We start from the raw sequence: 15,243 nt of genomic DNA, 5'->3' as shown, positions 1-15,243 counted from the left end.
CTGCTAGGAAGCGCCAAGCCGGTTTTGTCGAAGGAGTGAAGCGATGGCCGAGGAAACAAACGGCGCGAACGGTGCCGCCGATCAGGCCGCTGCGCCGCAGGTAAGAATGCAGGTTCTGGCACAATTCGTGCGCGATATGTCGTTCGAAAACATGGTCGCCCGCAACGGTATCACCAGCAGCGACGTGCAGCCCGACATTCAGGTCGGCGTCAGCCTCGATGCGCGCAAACGCACGGGCGATCACCAGTACGATGTGATCTCGAAATTCAAGGTCACCTCGAAGAACAAGGCGAACGGCGAGGCGCTGTTCATCCTCGAAGTCGAATACGGCGGCATCTTCCACGTCGAAGGCGTGCCAGAGGAACAACTGCACCCCTTCCTCTTGATCGAATGTCCGCGCCTGCTGTTCCCCTTTGTGCGGCGCATCATCTCGGACGTCACGCGCGACGGTGGCTTCCCGCCCCTGAACATCGACACCGTCGATTTTCTGGCTCTCTACCGTCAGGAAGCTGCGCGCCGCGCCCAGACGCCCGCAACGCCCGCCCACTGACGCCAAGCGGTCAGGCAGACAAAAGACCCCCGCCGTGTCGGGGGTCTTTTCATGTCAAGGCTGGATCACCGGCTGCCCCAACCCGCCGCCAAGCGCGTTGTTGGTCCCCAAACCTTGGCCCAATCCGCCCCCCAACCCACCACCCAGCGGCTGCAATTCCGGCAGCTTCATCTCGATCGTCGCAGGGTCCACCGCTTCGCCCTTGTAATGCATCACCATCTGCGGAAAGGCGATCACCAGCCCCACCATCACCACCTGAATGACGACGAAGGGCACCGCGCCCCAGTAGATCTGGCTTGTGGCCACCCCGTCCATCCGCAGCCCCGTCACCTTGTCGGTATAGGGCGAACGGGGTGCGACCGACCGCAGGTAGAACAGCGCAAATCCAAAGGGCGGGTGCATGAAGCTCGTCTGCATGTTCACGCCAAGGATGATCCCCAGCCAGATCAGATCGATCCCCAGCGCATTCGCCGCAGGCACCAGCAAGGGCACGATGATGAAAGCCAGCTCGAAGAAGTCCAGAAAGAACGCGAGCAAAAAGATCAGCACCGAAACCGCGATCAGAAACCCCGTTTCCCCTCCGGGCAACGAAGTCAGCAGGTGTTCCACCCAGACATGCCCGTTCACCCCGTAAAACGTCAGCGAAAACACCCGCGCGCCCAGCAGGATGAACATCACGAACGCCGACAGCCGCACGGTCGATGTCAGCGCCTGCGAAACCACCCCGTAATTCAGCCGCCCCTTGGCAGCGGCCAGCAGCAGCGCGCCAACCGCCCCCATCGCCCCGCCTTCGGTCGGCGTGGCGATACCCAGAAAGATCGTGCCCAACACCAGAAAGATCAGCGCCAGCGGCGGGATCAGCACGATGATCACCTGCTGCGCCAGCCGCGACATCAGCCCCAGCTTCAGCCCTTTGTCAGCCACCGCCACGCCATAGATGAACACCACGGCGACCGTGGCCCCCAGCACATCGGCATTCGCGCCATGCGTGGCATAAAGCCAGCGATGCGCGCCAAACCCGATCAGGATACAGACGCCCACCGCCACGAAAAGCGAGGTCACCCCATGCCCCAGCGTCCGCGCCTCGAGCGGGAGCGCAGGCATGCTGTCGGGCCGCAGCATCGACATGGCAAAGATGTAAAGGCAATAGATCCCCGTCAGCACCAGCCCCGGTATCATCGCCGCCGTATACATGTCGCCGACCGACCGCCCCAACTGGTCAGCCAGCACGATCAGCACTAGCGATGGCGGAATGATCTGCGCCAAGGTGCCGCTCGCCGCGATCACCCCGCTCGCGATCCGCCGGTCATAGCCATAGCGCAGCATGATCGGCAGGCTGATCAGCCCCATCGCGATCACACTCGCCGCCACCACCCCCGTCGTCGCCGCGAGCAGCGCCCCCACAAAGATAACCGCATAGGCCAGACCGCCGCGGATCGGCCCGAACAACTGCCCGATGGTATCAAGCAGGTCCTCGGCCATGCCGCTTCGTTCCAGCACGATCCCCATAAAGGTAAAGAACGGTATCGCCAGCAGCGTCTCGTTCGACATCACCCCCCAGAACCGGTTGGGCAGCGTGTTCAAAAGCGGCCAATCCAGCGTGATCGAACCGCCCGAAAGCGGTGCAAGCTCGACCCCGATGAAAAAGAACAACAACCCGTTCGCCGCCAGCGCGAATGCCACCGGATAGCCCAGCAGCAGGAAAACGACCAGACTGGCGAACATGATCGGCGCCATGTTCAGCGCGATGAACTCCATCATGGCTTGATCTCTCCGGCCAGCATGGCCCCTTCGCGTTCCGCCGCCTCATGCGCGGATATGAACGGGTTCGGGTCGGGTATCGCCCCGCGCATCACCGCGATTTTCTTGATGATCTCGGACACACCCTGAAACCACAACAGTGCAAACCCCGCCAGCAGCAGCCCCTTTGCGGGCCAGATCACCAGCCCGCCCGAATTGGTCGACACCTCGCCATTCAGGAAAGACCGCGCCACATAGGGCACCAGATACCATATCATCAGCGTCACAAAGGGCATCAGGAACACCAGATGCCCGAACAGGTCGATCCGGTGCTGCACCTTGCGCGAGAACCGCCCGTAAACGATGTCGATCCGGATATGTTCGTTCTGTTTCAGCGTATAGGCCGCCGCCAGCAGAAAGGCCGCGCCGAAAAGATACCACTGCAACTCCAGCCAGGCATTGCTCGATACCGAAAACACCTTGCGGATGACGGCATTCGCCGTGCTCACCAGCACGGCAATCAGGATAAGCCAGGCCATCGCCTTGCCGATCACCTCGTTGATCCGGTCGATAAAGGCTGAAACCGTCAGCAATCCCCGCATTCGCCCCTCCGCTTTGCGTCAGGCTAGGGTTTCACCCCTCGTTTCGTCAACTTGCCGTTGTGCTTGACGCTGGGTCACTTTGCGATCTGAAAGGTCAGGGTCGCCCAGTGGCTTTGCCAGACGGCGGCAACGTCTCCCTCCAGCGGCTCCATATGCACGGCGGCAAGCATGTAATCGCCCGCCAATTCCAACGGCACCGAAGCCCGCCCGTCCGCGCCTGTCCGAACCAGCGTCCGCACCATGTCATCGGGCGCCTTGCCCCCCGGCGGCAGCACGAATATCGCCACCTGCACATCCGCCGCCGCCTGCCCCTGCCACGTCAGCGCCACTTCCACCGCGCCCTGCCCCGCCACATAGGGGTTTTGCAACGCGGTCAGCTCGAACGGCATCCCCGTGGGCGCATCCACCTGTTCCGGCAAAGCCTCGCCTACCTGCACCAGCGCCTTGGCGTTGCGGATGTAGCGTTCGATGAACCCCGTTTCCGGCAACCCCCGCGCCTTATGCGCGGCCAGCACCCAATCCAGCCCCTCGTATTCCAGATAATGCGGAAAGGTCTCGGGCTTGTCGAACACCACAAAACCGGGCTGCGAGTGGAAAATCACCCGATGCAGCCCCTCGCCCCCGGGCGTAAAGCGCAGCGCAGGCATATCCCCCTCGCGTCCCGTGATCTCGGCATCCCCGTCAGGCCCATAGACATGCGCCGCCACGCGGTTGCGCGTCAGCCACGGATAGGCCTCGCCCACCAGAAACGACCCGACCAGCAGATCGGCCTTCACCTCTTGCCCCGCTTCGACCACATAATCGTCCGGAGCGATCCAGAACTCGTGCGCCGAGGCACCCGCGCTTCCTGCCAGAAACGCGGCGGCCGCCAGAAACTTCAGCAAAGACATTCCGTATCTCCCATCAGGTTGATTCTGGCCCGTCAGCCATAGATTGTCCAACGTGGCGGCCAAGCAAGCGAACAGGAAGAAAAAGATGCTGAAATCTCTGCGCTCCCTCTGCATCGCCTTGGCCCTCCTCTCCCAGCCTGCCACCGCGCACGAAGTGCTGCCCGCAATCGGCGATTTCCAGCAAACCGGCGAAACCCTCACCGTCGACATCCGCACCAACCTCGAAGGCTTCGTCGCGGGCATCGACCTGACCGCCACGGCCGACACCAACGCCGCACCGCAAGCCGCCGATTACGACAGCCTGCGCGCCCTTGCCCCCCAAGCCCTCGAATCCCGCTTCCGCAGCTTTTGGCCCCGCATGGCTCCGCGCGTCTTTGTCCGCATCGACGGCGCCGACCAACCCCTTACCCTCACAGGCGTTTCCGTCCCCGAAGTCGGCGATGTCTCGCTTCCCCGCGCCTCGACCATCAGCTTCACAGCCCCCGTGCCCGCAGGTGCCACATCGGTGCAAATCGGTTGGGCCGCGCAATTCGGCGCGCTCGTCATCCGCCAGAACGGCGTCGACAAACCCTATGATGGCTACCTCGAAGCGGGCGCGATGTCCGACCCCATCTCTCTGTCAGGCGGCGACCGCATGTCGCCGACCCAAGCCTTCGCAGCCTATATCCCCATCGGGTTTGACCATATCGTGCCAAAGGGGCTTGACCATATCCTCTTTGTCCTCGGCCTTTTCTTCCTCTCGACCCGCCTGCGCCCGCTTCTGTGGCAGGTTTCGGCCTTCACCCTTGCCCACACCGTCACCCTCGGTCTCGGCGCGCTGGGATATGTCACCGTCCCTGCCTCCATCGTCGAGCCGATCATCGCCGCCTCGATCGTCTTCGTCGCGGTCGAAAACATCCTGACCGATGGTCTCAGCCGCTGGCGCCCCTTCGTCGTCTTCGCCTTCGGCCTGCTGCACGGCCTCGGTTTCGCCTCGGTCCTGGGTGAAATCGGCCTGCCCGAAGGTGGCTTCTTCCCCGCGCTGATCGGCTTCAACGTCGGTGTCGAGTTGGGCCAACTCGCCGTCATCACAGCCGCCTTCCTCCTCGTCGGCCTGTGGTTCGGCGCCAAACCGTGGTATCGCGCCCGCATCAGCATCCCGGCCAGCGGGGCAATCGCCGCCGTCGGTGCCTTCTGGTTTTTCCAACGGATTCTCGGCTGAACCGCCCCTTGCCCCTTAATCAATCTTAACAAGCCAAATTCCCGCCTTGATTCCCGCGCAGATTGTCAGGCGGGTCGGATGGCATGGCTTCGATGCAGTATTGGTTTTGCAGACAGGGACGGGCAATTTAACATGAGAATTCTTGCAGTTGATGATGATCCGGTTTTCCTCGAACTCCTTGCCGGCATGCTCAAGGCCATCGGCTACGGCCACGTCACCACCGTTGCCAGCGCCGAACAGGCCCTGCACGAGGTGGATACCTCGACCCAGATCTACGATTGCATCCTGTCCGACATGCAGATGCCCGGCCTTGACGGCACGGCGCTGACCACGGCCATCCGCCTGCGCTCTGCCTATCGTCAAACCCCGATCCTGATGATCACCGCCATGGCCGGCAAAAGCTTCGTCGATGACGCCTTCACCGCAGGGGCGACCGACTACATTACCAAACCGCTTGATATGATCGAGCTGAAAGCCCGCATCGGCATGGTCGCCCGCCTGCTGTCCGAACGCCATCGCCTTGCCGAATTCGCCCGCCTCGTCGGCCAGCGCGCCGCACAGGTCGACATCAACGCCGATTTCGGCGCGCCGCTCCTCATCCCCGGTTTCGACCGAGGGATAGAGTTTCTGGCGATGGAAAACTACCTCCTCACCCTCGGCGTCAAACGCATGTATGCCACCGCCGCCTTCGGCATCCACGTCAAGAACGCCAGCATGATCTTCAACAAGGCCTCGGGGGCCACCTATATCCAGATGCTCGGCGATGTCGGCGCCCAGATCGTCGACTCGCTCAAGGCCGAGGATGTGAAGATCGCCTATGCCGGCAGCGGCACCTTCGTCTGCATCACCGAACGCGACATGGGCCAGACCACCGAAGACCTTGAAATCATGATCAACATCGGCCTGATGGATTTCGAGGCGATCTACGCCACCGACCGCCTGCCCGTCCCGCAGGTCCGCGTGGGCGAAATCGCCCGTTCCTCGTTCCTCTCGCCCACAAAACCCACCCGCATGCTTGAACGCGCGATAGCTGCCGCCACAGCCCCGCCCGAAAAACGCGGCAAATCCGGGCAGATGGTCGCATGACCCACGCCGCCCCCAGCTTCGCCGCCTCGCCCCTTGCCGCCGCCGAGCGGCTTTTCTGCCGTCTGGCCGGCGAACGGCTCGACGCGCTGGAAGATGCCCGCCTGCGCTACGCCGAAGGTAACGCCCCGTTCGAGGCGCTGGCCGAAATCGGCGGCATCGCGCACAAGATCGCCGGAACCGCATCCACTCTCGGCTACGCCCAAATCGGTCATCTCGCGGCCGAGGTGGAACGTCTGGTGGCCCTTGGCGCGACCGGTGCCGAAATCATCGTCGCACTCGATCCGCTGATGGAATCGCTGGAAACCCTGCCGCGTGACTGAAAGCGGCGCGTCCTACGCCCGCCGCAGCAGCGACCGCACCACCTTGGCCACTTCCGACATCGTGATCGGCTTCGACACGCAGCTGTCGAAGCCCCAGATCAGGTATTCCACGATCTGGTGCTGCATCGCATTCGCCGTCACCGCAACGATCGGCACGGGGGGCAAGTTCAGCGCCGCTTCCTTCTGCCTGATCTCGTGCAGCGCCGCCTTGCCGTCCATCACCGGCATCGCGATATCCAGCAGGATCGCGTCGAACTTCCCCGGCCCGAAGGCCTGCACCGCCTGCAGCCCGTCGCAAACCGTCGTCACCTCGGCCCCGCAGCGCGTCAACATCAGCTCCAGCACCGACCGGTTGGTCCCGTTGTCATCCGCCGCCAGAATCCGCAGCCCGTCCAGCCGCGTCTCGATCTGCGGCACGGCCACACCCCGCGCGCCCGACGGCTGCACATCGGTTTCCGGCAGCGGCAGCGTCACCCTGATCGTGGTGCCTGTCCCCGTCTCGGAATGAACCGTGATCTCGCCTCCCATCTTGTGCACAAGGTTGCGCGTGATCGCCATGCCCAGACCCGTGCCGCCAAAGCGGCGCGTCACCGAACTGTCGGCTTGGGTGAATTCGTCATGCAGCCGCGCAATCTGGTCCGGAGTCATCCCGATCCCCGAATCGCTTACCTCCAGCGTAAGCGGCGACCCGCGCCGCCCCGAAACCTTGACCGTGACCGCTCCGTGATCGGTGAACTTGATCGCGTTCGACACCAGATTGTGCAAAACCTGCTGCACGCGGAACGGATCGCCCACGCGCGCACCCTCGGCGCCGGAACTGACCAGCACCTCGAAATCCAACCCCTTTTCCTCGGCCCGCAAGTTGTGCAAATCCTCGACCCGCTCGGCCAATTCCATCGGGCTGAACGGCACGGCCTCAAGCTCCAGCTTGCCCGCCTCGATCTTCGACATGTCGAGTATGTCGTTCAAAATGTTCAAAAGCGTCTCGCCCGACCGCCGGATCGTTCCGATCATCCGCTTGTGTTCGGGGTTGGTCAGGCTCGACTCCAGCACCTCGGCCATCCCCAGCACACCATTGAGCGGCGTCCGTATCTCGTGGCTCATATTGGCAAGGAACATCGATTTCGTCCGGCTCGCTTCTTCGGCCCGCGCCTTGGCAAGGTAAAGCTGCGTCACATCCGACCCGACGCCGCGATAGCCCAGAAACGCCCCCGCCGCATCGAACACCGGCGCGCCCGAAATGCGGAACCACCGCTCCTCGCCATCGGGCAATTCCGGCGCGCGATAGACAAAATCGCGGAACGCCCGCCGCTCGCGCAGCGCGGCAAGCACCAGCTCCCAATCTGCACTCGCCCGCACATCGGGGTAAAGCTCCAGCCATTCCTCGCGGGTCTTGCCCATGATGTTTGACGGAGGCACGCCGATCTGCTCGAAATATTCCGGCTGCGACAGGAACGAAAAGCGCAGGCCCGCGTCCTGCTCCCAGAACCAGCCGTCACTGACCGCCGCGATATCGATGAACCGCTGCTCGGCGCTGGCCCGCTGCGCCAGCGCGCGTTCCAACTCGGCCTTGGCCTTGATCAGCGCCGCCTCGCGCGATTTCTGTTCGGAAATCTCGATCTGGATGCCCGCCATGATCTTGGGCGACCCGTCCGCCTTGCGCCGCACCACGCGGCCCCGGTCCAGCACCCAGATCCAGTGCCCGTCCCGGTGCTGCATCCGGTATTCGGCCTCGTACCCGTTTTGCGCCCCCGTCAGGCAGGCGTCGATCAACCGCTCCAGCATGGCGCGGTCATCGGGGTGGATGATCCGGCTCCAGGTGTCATAGGTCACGGGCGACAGCTCGGCCAGATCATAGCCCAGCATCCGCGCCCAGACATCGTTGACCAATTGGCTGACCGTGTCGAAATCCCATGTCCACGTGCCGACCTGCGCGCCTTCGATCACATCGCGCAACCGCTCCTCGCCACGGATCAGCGCCGCGGGCGTGACATGCCCGTCATCCTCGGCAGGCTTGGCCCGTGACTCAAAGGTCATCCGTTCAGCCTTTGCGAAGAATGGTTTCGATGGTGTTCAGAAACATGTCGGCCCGCAGCGGCTTGGGCAGCACCGCATCGATCAGCCCTTCGCTTTCGCGGATCGTCGCATGGTCCGCCTCGGCGGTAAAACGCACGACCGGCGTGCGCGAATTGTTTGAATTGCCCGACCGCAGATAGCGGATCACGCGGTCGCCGGTGATATGCGGCATGTTGTGGTCAAACAGCATCAGATCGAACCGCCCGCCCAACGCCGCTTCAAGCGCCGCCCGCCCGTCCCCGACGACCGTCAGGTCGATATGCGACTGTCCGGCAAGAAAGGCGCGGATGACCTCTTGGTTCACCTCGTCGTCCTCGGCCAGCAGGACACGGAATTTCTGGTCCGGCGCTTGTTCACTCATCTTGAAAGCATCCCGTCATTTGCCCTTCGCCATGCGCATTGAAACACAGCTTAGGGGCGAGAATGTGGTAAAATACTAAACCATTTAAACAAAGATTTACATATCTACCAATCGCTATACGAAAGAGTCTGCAACTCAGACGAGAAGAAGCGACCTGACCGCGTGCAGCAGGTCCTTGCGCTTGAACGGCTTGGCCAGATGCGTGTCAAAGCCGCCCATGATGTAATCGGCAACCTGATTGGGCATCGCATTGGCCGTCACGGCCACGGCGGGCACCTTTGCGCCACCCCGCGCGGCCTCGATGCGCCGTATCTCCATCAGCGCGCTCAGCCCGTCCTGCACCGGCATGGTGATGTCGAGCAGCAGCACGTCGAACGCCTGCCCCGCCGCTTCCGCCTTGCGCCAGGCCGAAACCGCCTCTTGCCCGTTCTCGACCAGCGATATGACCGCCCCGGTATGGGCCAGCATCTCGGCCAGAACCATGCGGTTCGTCACGTTGTCATCCGCCACAAGAAGCCTGCGCCCCGCCAGCACCGAAATGTCCGGCTCTGCCTCCACCTCGTCCCGCGCCCGTGGCGCCTCGGCGGCTTCGGCCAGCGGCAGCGTCACCTTGACCCGCGTTCCCGTCCCCGGCGTGCTGGTCACGGTAATCTGCCCGCCCATCAATTCGACCAATTCGCGCACGATCGACAAACCCAGACCCGTCCCGCCGAACCGCCGCGTCATCGACCCGTCCGCCTGCTCGAAACTGTCGAACACGCGCGCCAGTTGCGCCTCGCTCATGCCTACGCCGGTATCGCTGATGTCGAACGTCACCGGACGCCCCGGCTTCATCGACACCTTCACCACCACCCCGCCGCTTTCGGTAAACTTGATCGCATTCGACAAAAGGTTGCTCAGCACCTGTGCAATCCGGTGCGGATCACCCAGTCGTGGCCGGTCGGCCCCCGCATGGGCGAAAACCTCGAACTCCAGCCCCTTTTCCTCGGCCTGCACCGAATAGACCGCCTCGGCCTGCGCCACGATTTCCGAAACCAGCAGCGGCACCGCTTCCAGCTCCATCTTGCCCGCCTCTATCTTCGACATGTCGAGGACCGAGTTCAGCACCGTCAGCAGCGTCTCGCCCGACCGCCGGATCGTCGCGATCATCTGGCGCTGTTCAGGCACCGTCACCACCGCATCCAGCACTTCGGCCATCCCCAGCACCCCGTTCAGCGGCGTGCGGATTTCGTGGCTCATGTTCGCCAGAAACACCGTCTTGGCGCGGCTCACCTCCTCGGCGCGTAAACGCGCCTCTTCCAGCCGCGCGGTCGCGGCCAGTTGCTCGGTGATGTCGGAAAACGAAACCACCACCTGCCGCTGCCCGTCGGCATGGCTCAGCGGCACCGCATTGGCCGACAGCACGCGCCGCGTCCCGTCCGGCCAGTGGATCGCGAAACGGATGTCGCGCACGGTCCCGCCCGTGCGCGTCGCCTGCCGGAACGGCAATTCCTCATCCGGCAGCGGCCCGCCCGCCACCCGCTCGACCCGCCAGACCGGATCGTTATAGGCCCGCCCCCGCATATCGGGACGGCTCAACCCCAAAATCCGCTCGGCTTCCAGATTGGCATAGGTGATCCGCCCCGCCTCGTCCAACACCGCCAAGGCGGCAATCGAGGTATCCATCACCTCGGTCAGATAGGCGCGGCTCGCGCGGTTTTCCTGCTCCAGCCGCTTGCGGTCCGACACATCCAGATGCACCCCCGCCGTAGCGATCGGCCGCCCCTCGGCATCGCGGGCCGTCACGCGGCTGCGCGACAGAATCCACACCCAATGCCCCGCGTCATGCCGCATGCGGAATTCAAGCTCCATGAACCCGTCGTCATTGTCGGGCAACGCGGTTCCGGGCATCGGAATGTTCGGCTGGTCGTCAGGGTGCACCAGATCACGGAAATCGAGGAACTCGAACACGTTGTTCGCCTCGGCATCGCGCCCCAGCATCGCCGCCCAGCGTCCACCCACGCGCAAGGCATTGGTGGCAAGGTTCAGCTCGAAGGTTCCAACCTCGGCCCCTTCGATGATCCCCAGAAGATGCGCTTCGGCCGCGTCCCTCTCGGCACGCGCCGCCAACAGATCGCGGCTCACGGCGTCCATAGGGCCAGACTGCGGTATGCCCTGATCAGACACCAGACTCTCCACTGCACGCCCGTCTTCGGGTTCAAAAGCTACCGGAATATCCATCAGCTCCTCCGCATGTGAAAGCCGAACCATGCGAATGGGGCGATTTGCTGACCGCACCGCGCTTTCTGTGCCAGATTCGTGGCGAATCCGTGGCGGGGTCTTTGCCAGCCATTGCGGCATGTCAGAATAACACGTTGTCCGCGCAGGTCCGGCGTGGTCAAATTGCCCGTCCCAACCCGCAGGCGCGACCGTGTCCGAACATTCGCACGAACCCTTTCTGTCCGACAAGGCAGACCTCTGGCTCACCATCCTCACCCTTGCCGGAATGGCCTACGCCGTCGTCCATTCCTTCGTCACACCGTTGCCCGCGCCCGAAATCGCGCTCCTCCTCGTCTTTCTTGCCGGGGGCGCGCCCGCTGCGATCACCGCCTTGCGCGAATTGGTCACCGAACGCGTCCTCGACGTCGACCTGCTCATGGTCATCGCCGCGCTTGCCGCCGCCTCGGTTGGTGCCGCCCTCGAAGGCGCGGTGCTGCTTACCCTTTTCCGCCTCTCGTCGATGCTGGAACATCGCGCCATGGGCAAAGCCCGCCGCGCCGTCGAAGCCCTCATGTCGCTGCGCCCGGAAAATGCCTACCGCCTCGCGCCCGATGGCAGCGTGACCGAAGTTCCCGTCGGCGCACTTGTCACCGGCGACCGCGTCATCATCCGCCCCGGTGCCCGCATCCCCGTCGATGGCCACATCACCGAAGGCGCGGGCAGCCTTGATGAATCCACCATCACCGGCGAATCCATTCCCGTCGTCAAATCCCCCGGCGACCGCGTGTTCGAGGCGACCGTGAACCTGCACACGGTCCTGACCGTGCAGGTGCTGCGCCCCGTCGCCGAATCCACCGTTGCCCGCATGATCACCATGGTCACTCAGGCACAGGCGCAAAAAGCCCCGTCCGAGCGGTTTTCCGAATGGTTCGGCCAACGCTACACCATCGCCGTCCTTGGCGGGTCCATCGCCCTGTTCCTGCTGTTCCTCGCGCTTGGCCAAACCTTCGACACCGCCCTTTACCGCGCCGCGACCGTGCTTGTCGCCGCCAGCCCTTGCGCGGTTGTCATCTCGGTTCCCGCCGCCATCCTTTCGGCCCTGTCCGCCGCAGCCCGTGGCGGGGTGCTGTTCAAGGGGGGCGCCGCGCTCGAAACCCTCGCCACCGTCCGCACCTTTGCCTTCGACAAGACCGGCACCCTCACCACCGGCCGCGCCGAGGTGACGCGCCTCGTCCCGCTTGCCACCGACGAAGCCACCCTCCTCACCCTCATCGGCGGGATCGAGGCGCAATCCGAACACCCCATCGCCGATGCCATCCGCCGCGCCATCGACGACCGTGGCCTGACCGCCGCCACCGTGACAGGCGTCACCACCCACCCCTCCGAAGGCATAACCGGCACCGATGCCACAGGCCCCCTCTGGGCCGGAAACCCCCGCATGGCCGCCCATATGGGCGCGGACCTGACCGACCCCGCCCTTGCCAGCCTGCAAGACGGGGCCGAAACCGTGGTCTACCTCGGGCGCGGGGCAACCCTTCTCGGCGCGGTCGCCGTGGCCGACCAACCCCGCCCCACCTCTCGCGACGGGATCAAGGCCCTGCGTGACGCGGGCATCGCCGAAATCGTCATGATGACCGGCGACCGCCGCCCCGTCGCGCTGCGTATCGGCCAGGGCCTTGGCCTGAAGCCCGACGAAATCCACGCCGACCTGTTGCCCGAAGACAAGGTCCGCCTCGTCGGCGACCTCGCCGCCCGTGGCCGTGTCGCCTTTGTCGGCGACGGCGTAAACGACGCCGCCGCCCTTGCCCGCGCCGATGTCGGCATCGCCATGGGGGCCGCAGGCTCCGAAGTCGCCCTGCAAGCCGCCGAAGTCGCCCTGCTGTCCGACAACATGGCCCGCCTTGCCGCCGCGCACCGCCTGTCGCGCCGCACCGCCGCGATCATCCGCCAGAACCTGATCTTCGCGCTGGGCGCCATGGCGGTCCTTGTCACCGGCGGGCTTTTCTTCGACCTGCCGCTTCCCCTCGCCGTGCTTGGCCACGAAGGCGGAACCGTCCTTGTCGTCCTCAACGGCCTGCGCCTTTTGTTCGACCCGATCCGCAGCGACCGCGCCTGATCCTGCCCTTTCGCCCCATTCCCGCCCGCTTTGCTGCGCCCTTCCGGTTCTAACCGGCTGAAAACCCATGCAGTTTCCAATCCCGCAACAGATCGGTGCACTTCCGCTCAACCACAAATTGCCTTGCTTCGGTCGAAGGATCGTCGCGCTTGTTAATCAAGTTCAACCCGTCACAGGTCACGCCCAAGGGGGAATGCCATGCGCCGGATGAAAGATTTTGTGCCAAAGGTGGTTGCGGGCAGCGTGCTGTCGCTTGCCATCTTCGCGTCCTTTGCCCACCCCGCCAATGCCATCGACGCGAAGAAGACCCTGCGTGACATGCTGCCGACCAAAACCTCGGTCTCTGCCCCTGCGGGCGCATCGGGCCTCTGCACCCGGTATGACTGGGCCTGCGCCCGCACCGGCAAGACCCGACCGATCGACCTTGCCGCCATGGCCGTCGCGCAAAAGATCAACACCGTCGCAAACCGCAAGGTCCGCCCCGTGTCGGATCAGGCGCAATGGTCCATCGCCGAACGCTGGAGCCTTCCCACCGCCCGTGGCGGCGACTGCGAAGACTACGCGATGTTGAAGAAGATGATGCTGATACAGGCAGGCTTCTCGCCCGACCAACTGCTCATCGCCACCGTGCTCGACCGTCAGCGCCGGTCGCACGCCGTGCTGATCCTGCGAACCGGCACCCAAGACCTCGTCCTCGACAACATGACCGGCCGCATCAAACACTGGCGCGACACCGGCTACACCTTCCTGCGCCTGCAAGACCCGCGCCGCCCCGACCGCTGGGTCGGCGTCTTCGCAGGCGGCGTGCTGGCCAAGATCAGCTGACCGCCGCCCGCATCGGCACGACAGCGGCAGCCCTGCCCATGCGCCTGTCGCGGATCGCCATGGCCTCGTAGAACAGCTGCATGAACTTCGGCGCAAGCAGCTCTGCCCGATACGACAGCCCCGTTTCCCGCGCGGCAGCCGAAAGCCGCGCCCGTTGTTCGGGGTCGTTCCTCAGCTCGATGACCTTTTCCACCCACAGATCGTCGGCATCGTCGGGCAAAAGCACCCCGTTCACCCCGTCCTTGATGATCTCGGGCAGAAAGGCGTTGTCGGTCGCGATGACACACCCGCCCCGCGCCATGATCTCGACGATCCCCCAATTGCCCACCCCGTTCTTCAACGGATACAGGAACAAATCCACCTGCGAGAGCAGCTTGGAAAATTCGTCATAGGGCATCCGCCCCGGCGCCTCGATCGCCCGCGCCCCGGAATGATGCACCATCAGATGCTCGAGAAACGAGATGTCCTTGTTGCCATAGGTCGTCTCCAGCCATTGCGGCTCGAAACTATAGGTCGCCGTCTTTTCCGAGCCAATTGCCAGAAACCGCATCTTTATCCGTCGCTTGACCAGACGGTCCACCACCCGCGCGTAAAGCTCCAACCCCTTGCAGCTTGAAAGATCGCGCGCCGAAAAGGCCAGGGTGAACCGCTTTTCCGTCCGCGGATGCGGCGTCAGGTCGCCGAACTCCATCGCCTCGAACTGCGCCCGCGCCCGGGACTGCAACTCCACCGGCAGCAGGCTTTTGGCGAATTCGGTCGGCACGATCGTCAGATCGCTTCGCACCACCTGATGAAAGGTCAGCATCTCGTTTTGCACATCCGCAAGCCTCTGGCCCTCGGTCGGCGGATATTTCGGATCCCAGCCATGCATGCGAAAGCTCGGATACTCCACGTAACTCACGATCGCCGCGTCGATCTCGTCATACAGGAACTGCGGCGACCCCCAGAAATAGTGGCAGACCACCACGTCGATCTTCTTTTTCTTCTCGGCCTCGAAGGCCTGCAAAGCCGTCAGCACCCCGCGCGAGATCCGCGCCGAACGATCCTGCTTGCCAAGGTAGAAATACGGCGGCTCGCCCATGATATCGCCGTCGGGCTGAAACGGGATCACATTTGTCGCCGTGGGTCCGTATTTCGCCGCATGGCTCGGGTGGGTCATGAACCAGGCTTCCGCCAGACCGCTGCGGTTCAATTCTTCGCACAGCGGGGAATGCTGGCTCGGATACACCGACGACACAAAAACGATGACGGGCTTGCTCGACACGAGAGGTTCTCCG

Annotated in this window: 13 protein-coding genes; 6 read left to right on the top strand and 7 right to left on the bottom strand. The window is 63.9% G+C overall.

Going from position 1 to position 15,243, the window contains the following annotated elements; genetic code table 11:
• Positions 1 to 43: 43 nt before the first annotated feature.
• Positions 44 to 550 (top strand): protein-export chaperone SecB, encoded by a 507-nt coding sequence (gene secB, locus HYN69_RS17275; protein WP_108436833.1) that lies wholly within the window; start codon positions 44 to 46, stop codon positions 548 to 550.
• 54 nt (positions 551 to 604) lie between these two features.
• On the opposite strand, the gene HYN69_RS17270 is transcribed toward secB, so the two are convergent.
• The 3 genes from HYN69_RS17270 to HYN69_RS17260 all read right to left on the bottom strand — a co-directional run bounded on the left by HYN69_RS17270 (position 605) and on the right by HYN69_RS17260 (position 3,782).
• Positions 605 to 2,311, bottom strand: a complete 1,707-nt coding sequence (locus HYN69_RS17270) for a TRAP transporter large permease (protein WP_108436832.1) — start codon at positions 2,309 to 2,311, stop codon at positions 605 to 607.
• Positions 2,308 to 2,892, bottom strand: a complete 585-nt coding sequence (locus HYN69_RS17265) for a TRAP transporter small permease subunit (RefSeq protein WP_108436831.1) — start codon at positions 2,890 to 2,892, stop codon at positions 2,308 to 2,310. Before HYN69_RS17265 ends, HYN69_RS17270 begins: the two co-directional genes overlap by 4 nt.
• A gap of 74 nt (positions 2,893 to 2,966) precedes the next feature.
• On the bottom strand, positions 2,967 to 3,782 hold the full coding sequence (locus HYN69_RS17260) for a DUF4198 domain-containing protein (protein WP_159082516.1): 816 nt from the start codon (positions 3,780 to 3,782) through the stop codon (positions 2,967 to 2,969).
• 85 nt (positions 3,783 to 3,867) lie between these two features.
• Between HYN69_RS17260 and HYN69_RS17255 the strand changes: the two genes are divergently transcribed.
• From HYN69_RS17255 to HYN69_RS17245, 3 genes are all read left to right on the top strand, one after another.
• Positions 3,868 to 4,983, top strand: coding sequence for a HupE/UreJ family protein (locus tag HYN69_RS17255; protein WP_108436829.1), 1,116 nt, complete (start codon positions 3,868 to 3,870; stop codon positions 4,981 to 4,983).
• 132 nt (positions 4,984 to 5,115) lie between these two features.
• Positions 5,116 to 6,069 carry a response regulator gene (locus HYN69_RS17250; RefSeq protein WP_159082515.1) on the top strand — a complete coding sequence of 318 codons (954 nt, stop codon included), beginning with the start codon at positions 5,116 to 5,118 and terminating at the stop codon, positions 6,067 to 6,069.
• Positions 6,066 to 6,389, top strand: a complete 324-nt coding sequence (locus HYN69_RS17245; protein ID WP_108436827.1) for an Hpt domain-containing protein — start codon at positions 6,066 to 6,068, stop codon at positions 6,387 to 6,389. Before HYN69_RS17250 ends, HYN69_RS17245 begins: the two co-directional genes overlap by 4 nt.
• Before the next feature lie 12 nt (positions 6,390 to 6,401).
• Here the strand turns inward: HYN69_RS17245 and HYN69_RS17240 are convergent, their stop codons facing one another.
• The 3 genes from HYN69_RS17240 to HYN69_RS17230 form a co-directional block, all read right to left on the bottom strand.
• The gene (locus HYN69_RS17240; protein ID WP_108436826.1) at positions 6,402 to 8,426 is read right to left on the bottom strand and encodes a PAS domain-containing hybrid sensor histidine kinase/response regulator; all 2,025 of its coding nucleotides are present in this window, start codon (positions 8,424 to 8,426) and stop codon (positions 6,402 to 6,404) included.
• Positions 8,427 to 8,430: 4 nt separating this feature from the next.
• A complete protein-coding gene (locus HYN69_RS17235) occupies positions 8,431 to 8,826 on the bottom strand; it encodes a response regulator (RefSeq protein WP_108436825.1) in 396 nt (131 codons plus the stop codon).
• A 135-nt stretch (positions 8,827 to 8,961) separates the two neighbouring features.
• Positions 8,962 to 11,046: a hybrid sensor histidine kinase/response regulator gene (locus HYN69_RS17230; RefSeq protein WP_159082514.1), complete on the bottom strand. Its 2,085-nt coding sequence runs from the start codon at positions 11,044 to 11,046 to the stop codon at positions 8,962 to 8,964.
• Between the two features lie 265 nt (positions 11,047 to 11,311).
• On the opposite strand from HYN69_RS17230, the gene HYN69_RS17225 reads away from it, so the two are divergent.
• Together HYN69_RS17225 and HYN69_RS17220 are read left to right on the top strand one after the other, a co-directional pair.
• The gene (locus HYN69_RS17225) at positions 11,312 to 13,141 is read left to right on the top strand and encodes a heavy metal translocating P-type ATPase (RefSeq protein ID WP_108436823.1); all 1,830 of its coding nucleotides are present in this window, start codon (positions 11,312 to 11,314) and stop codon (positions 13,139 to 13,141) included.
• Positions 13,142 to 13,339: 198 nt separating this feature from the next.
• Positions 13,340 to 13,966 (top strand): transglutaminase-like cysteine peptidase, encoded by a 627-nt coding sequence (locus HYN69_RS17220; RefSeq protein WP_108436822.1) that lies wholly within the window; start codon positions 13,340 to 13,342, stop codon positions 13,964 to 13,966.
• On the opposite strand, the gene HYN69_RS17215 is transcribed toward HYN69_RS17220, so the two are convergent.
• The gene (locus tag HYN69_RS17215; protein ID WP_108436821.1) at positions 13,959 to 15,230 is read right to left on the bottom strand and encodes a glycosyltransferase; all 1,272 of its coding nucleotides are present in this window, start codon (positions 15,228 to 15,230) and stop codon (positions 13,959 to 13,961) included. The two genes, HYN69_RS17220 and HYN69_RS17215, sit on opposite strands and share 8 nt — an antisense overlap.
• Positions 15,231 to 15,243: the final 13 nt, after the last annotated feature.

The organism is Gemmobacter aquarius (assembly GCF_003060865.1).
GTDB lineage: Bacteria > Pseudomonadota > Alphaproteobacteria > Rhodobacterales > Rhodobacteraceae > Paragemmobacter > Paragemmobacter aquarius.
The sequence above is the reverse complement of the archived record's forward strand: the minus strand, read 5'-3'. Positions and strand labels throughout refer to the sequence as shown.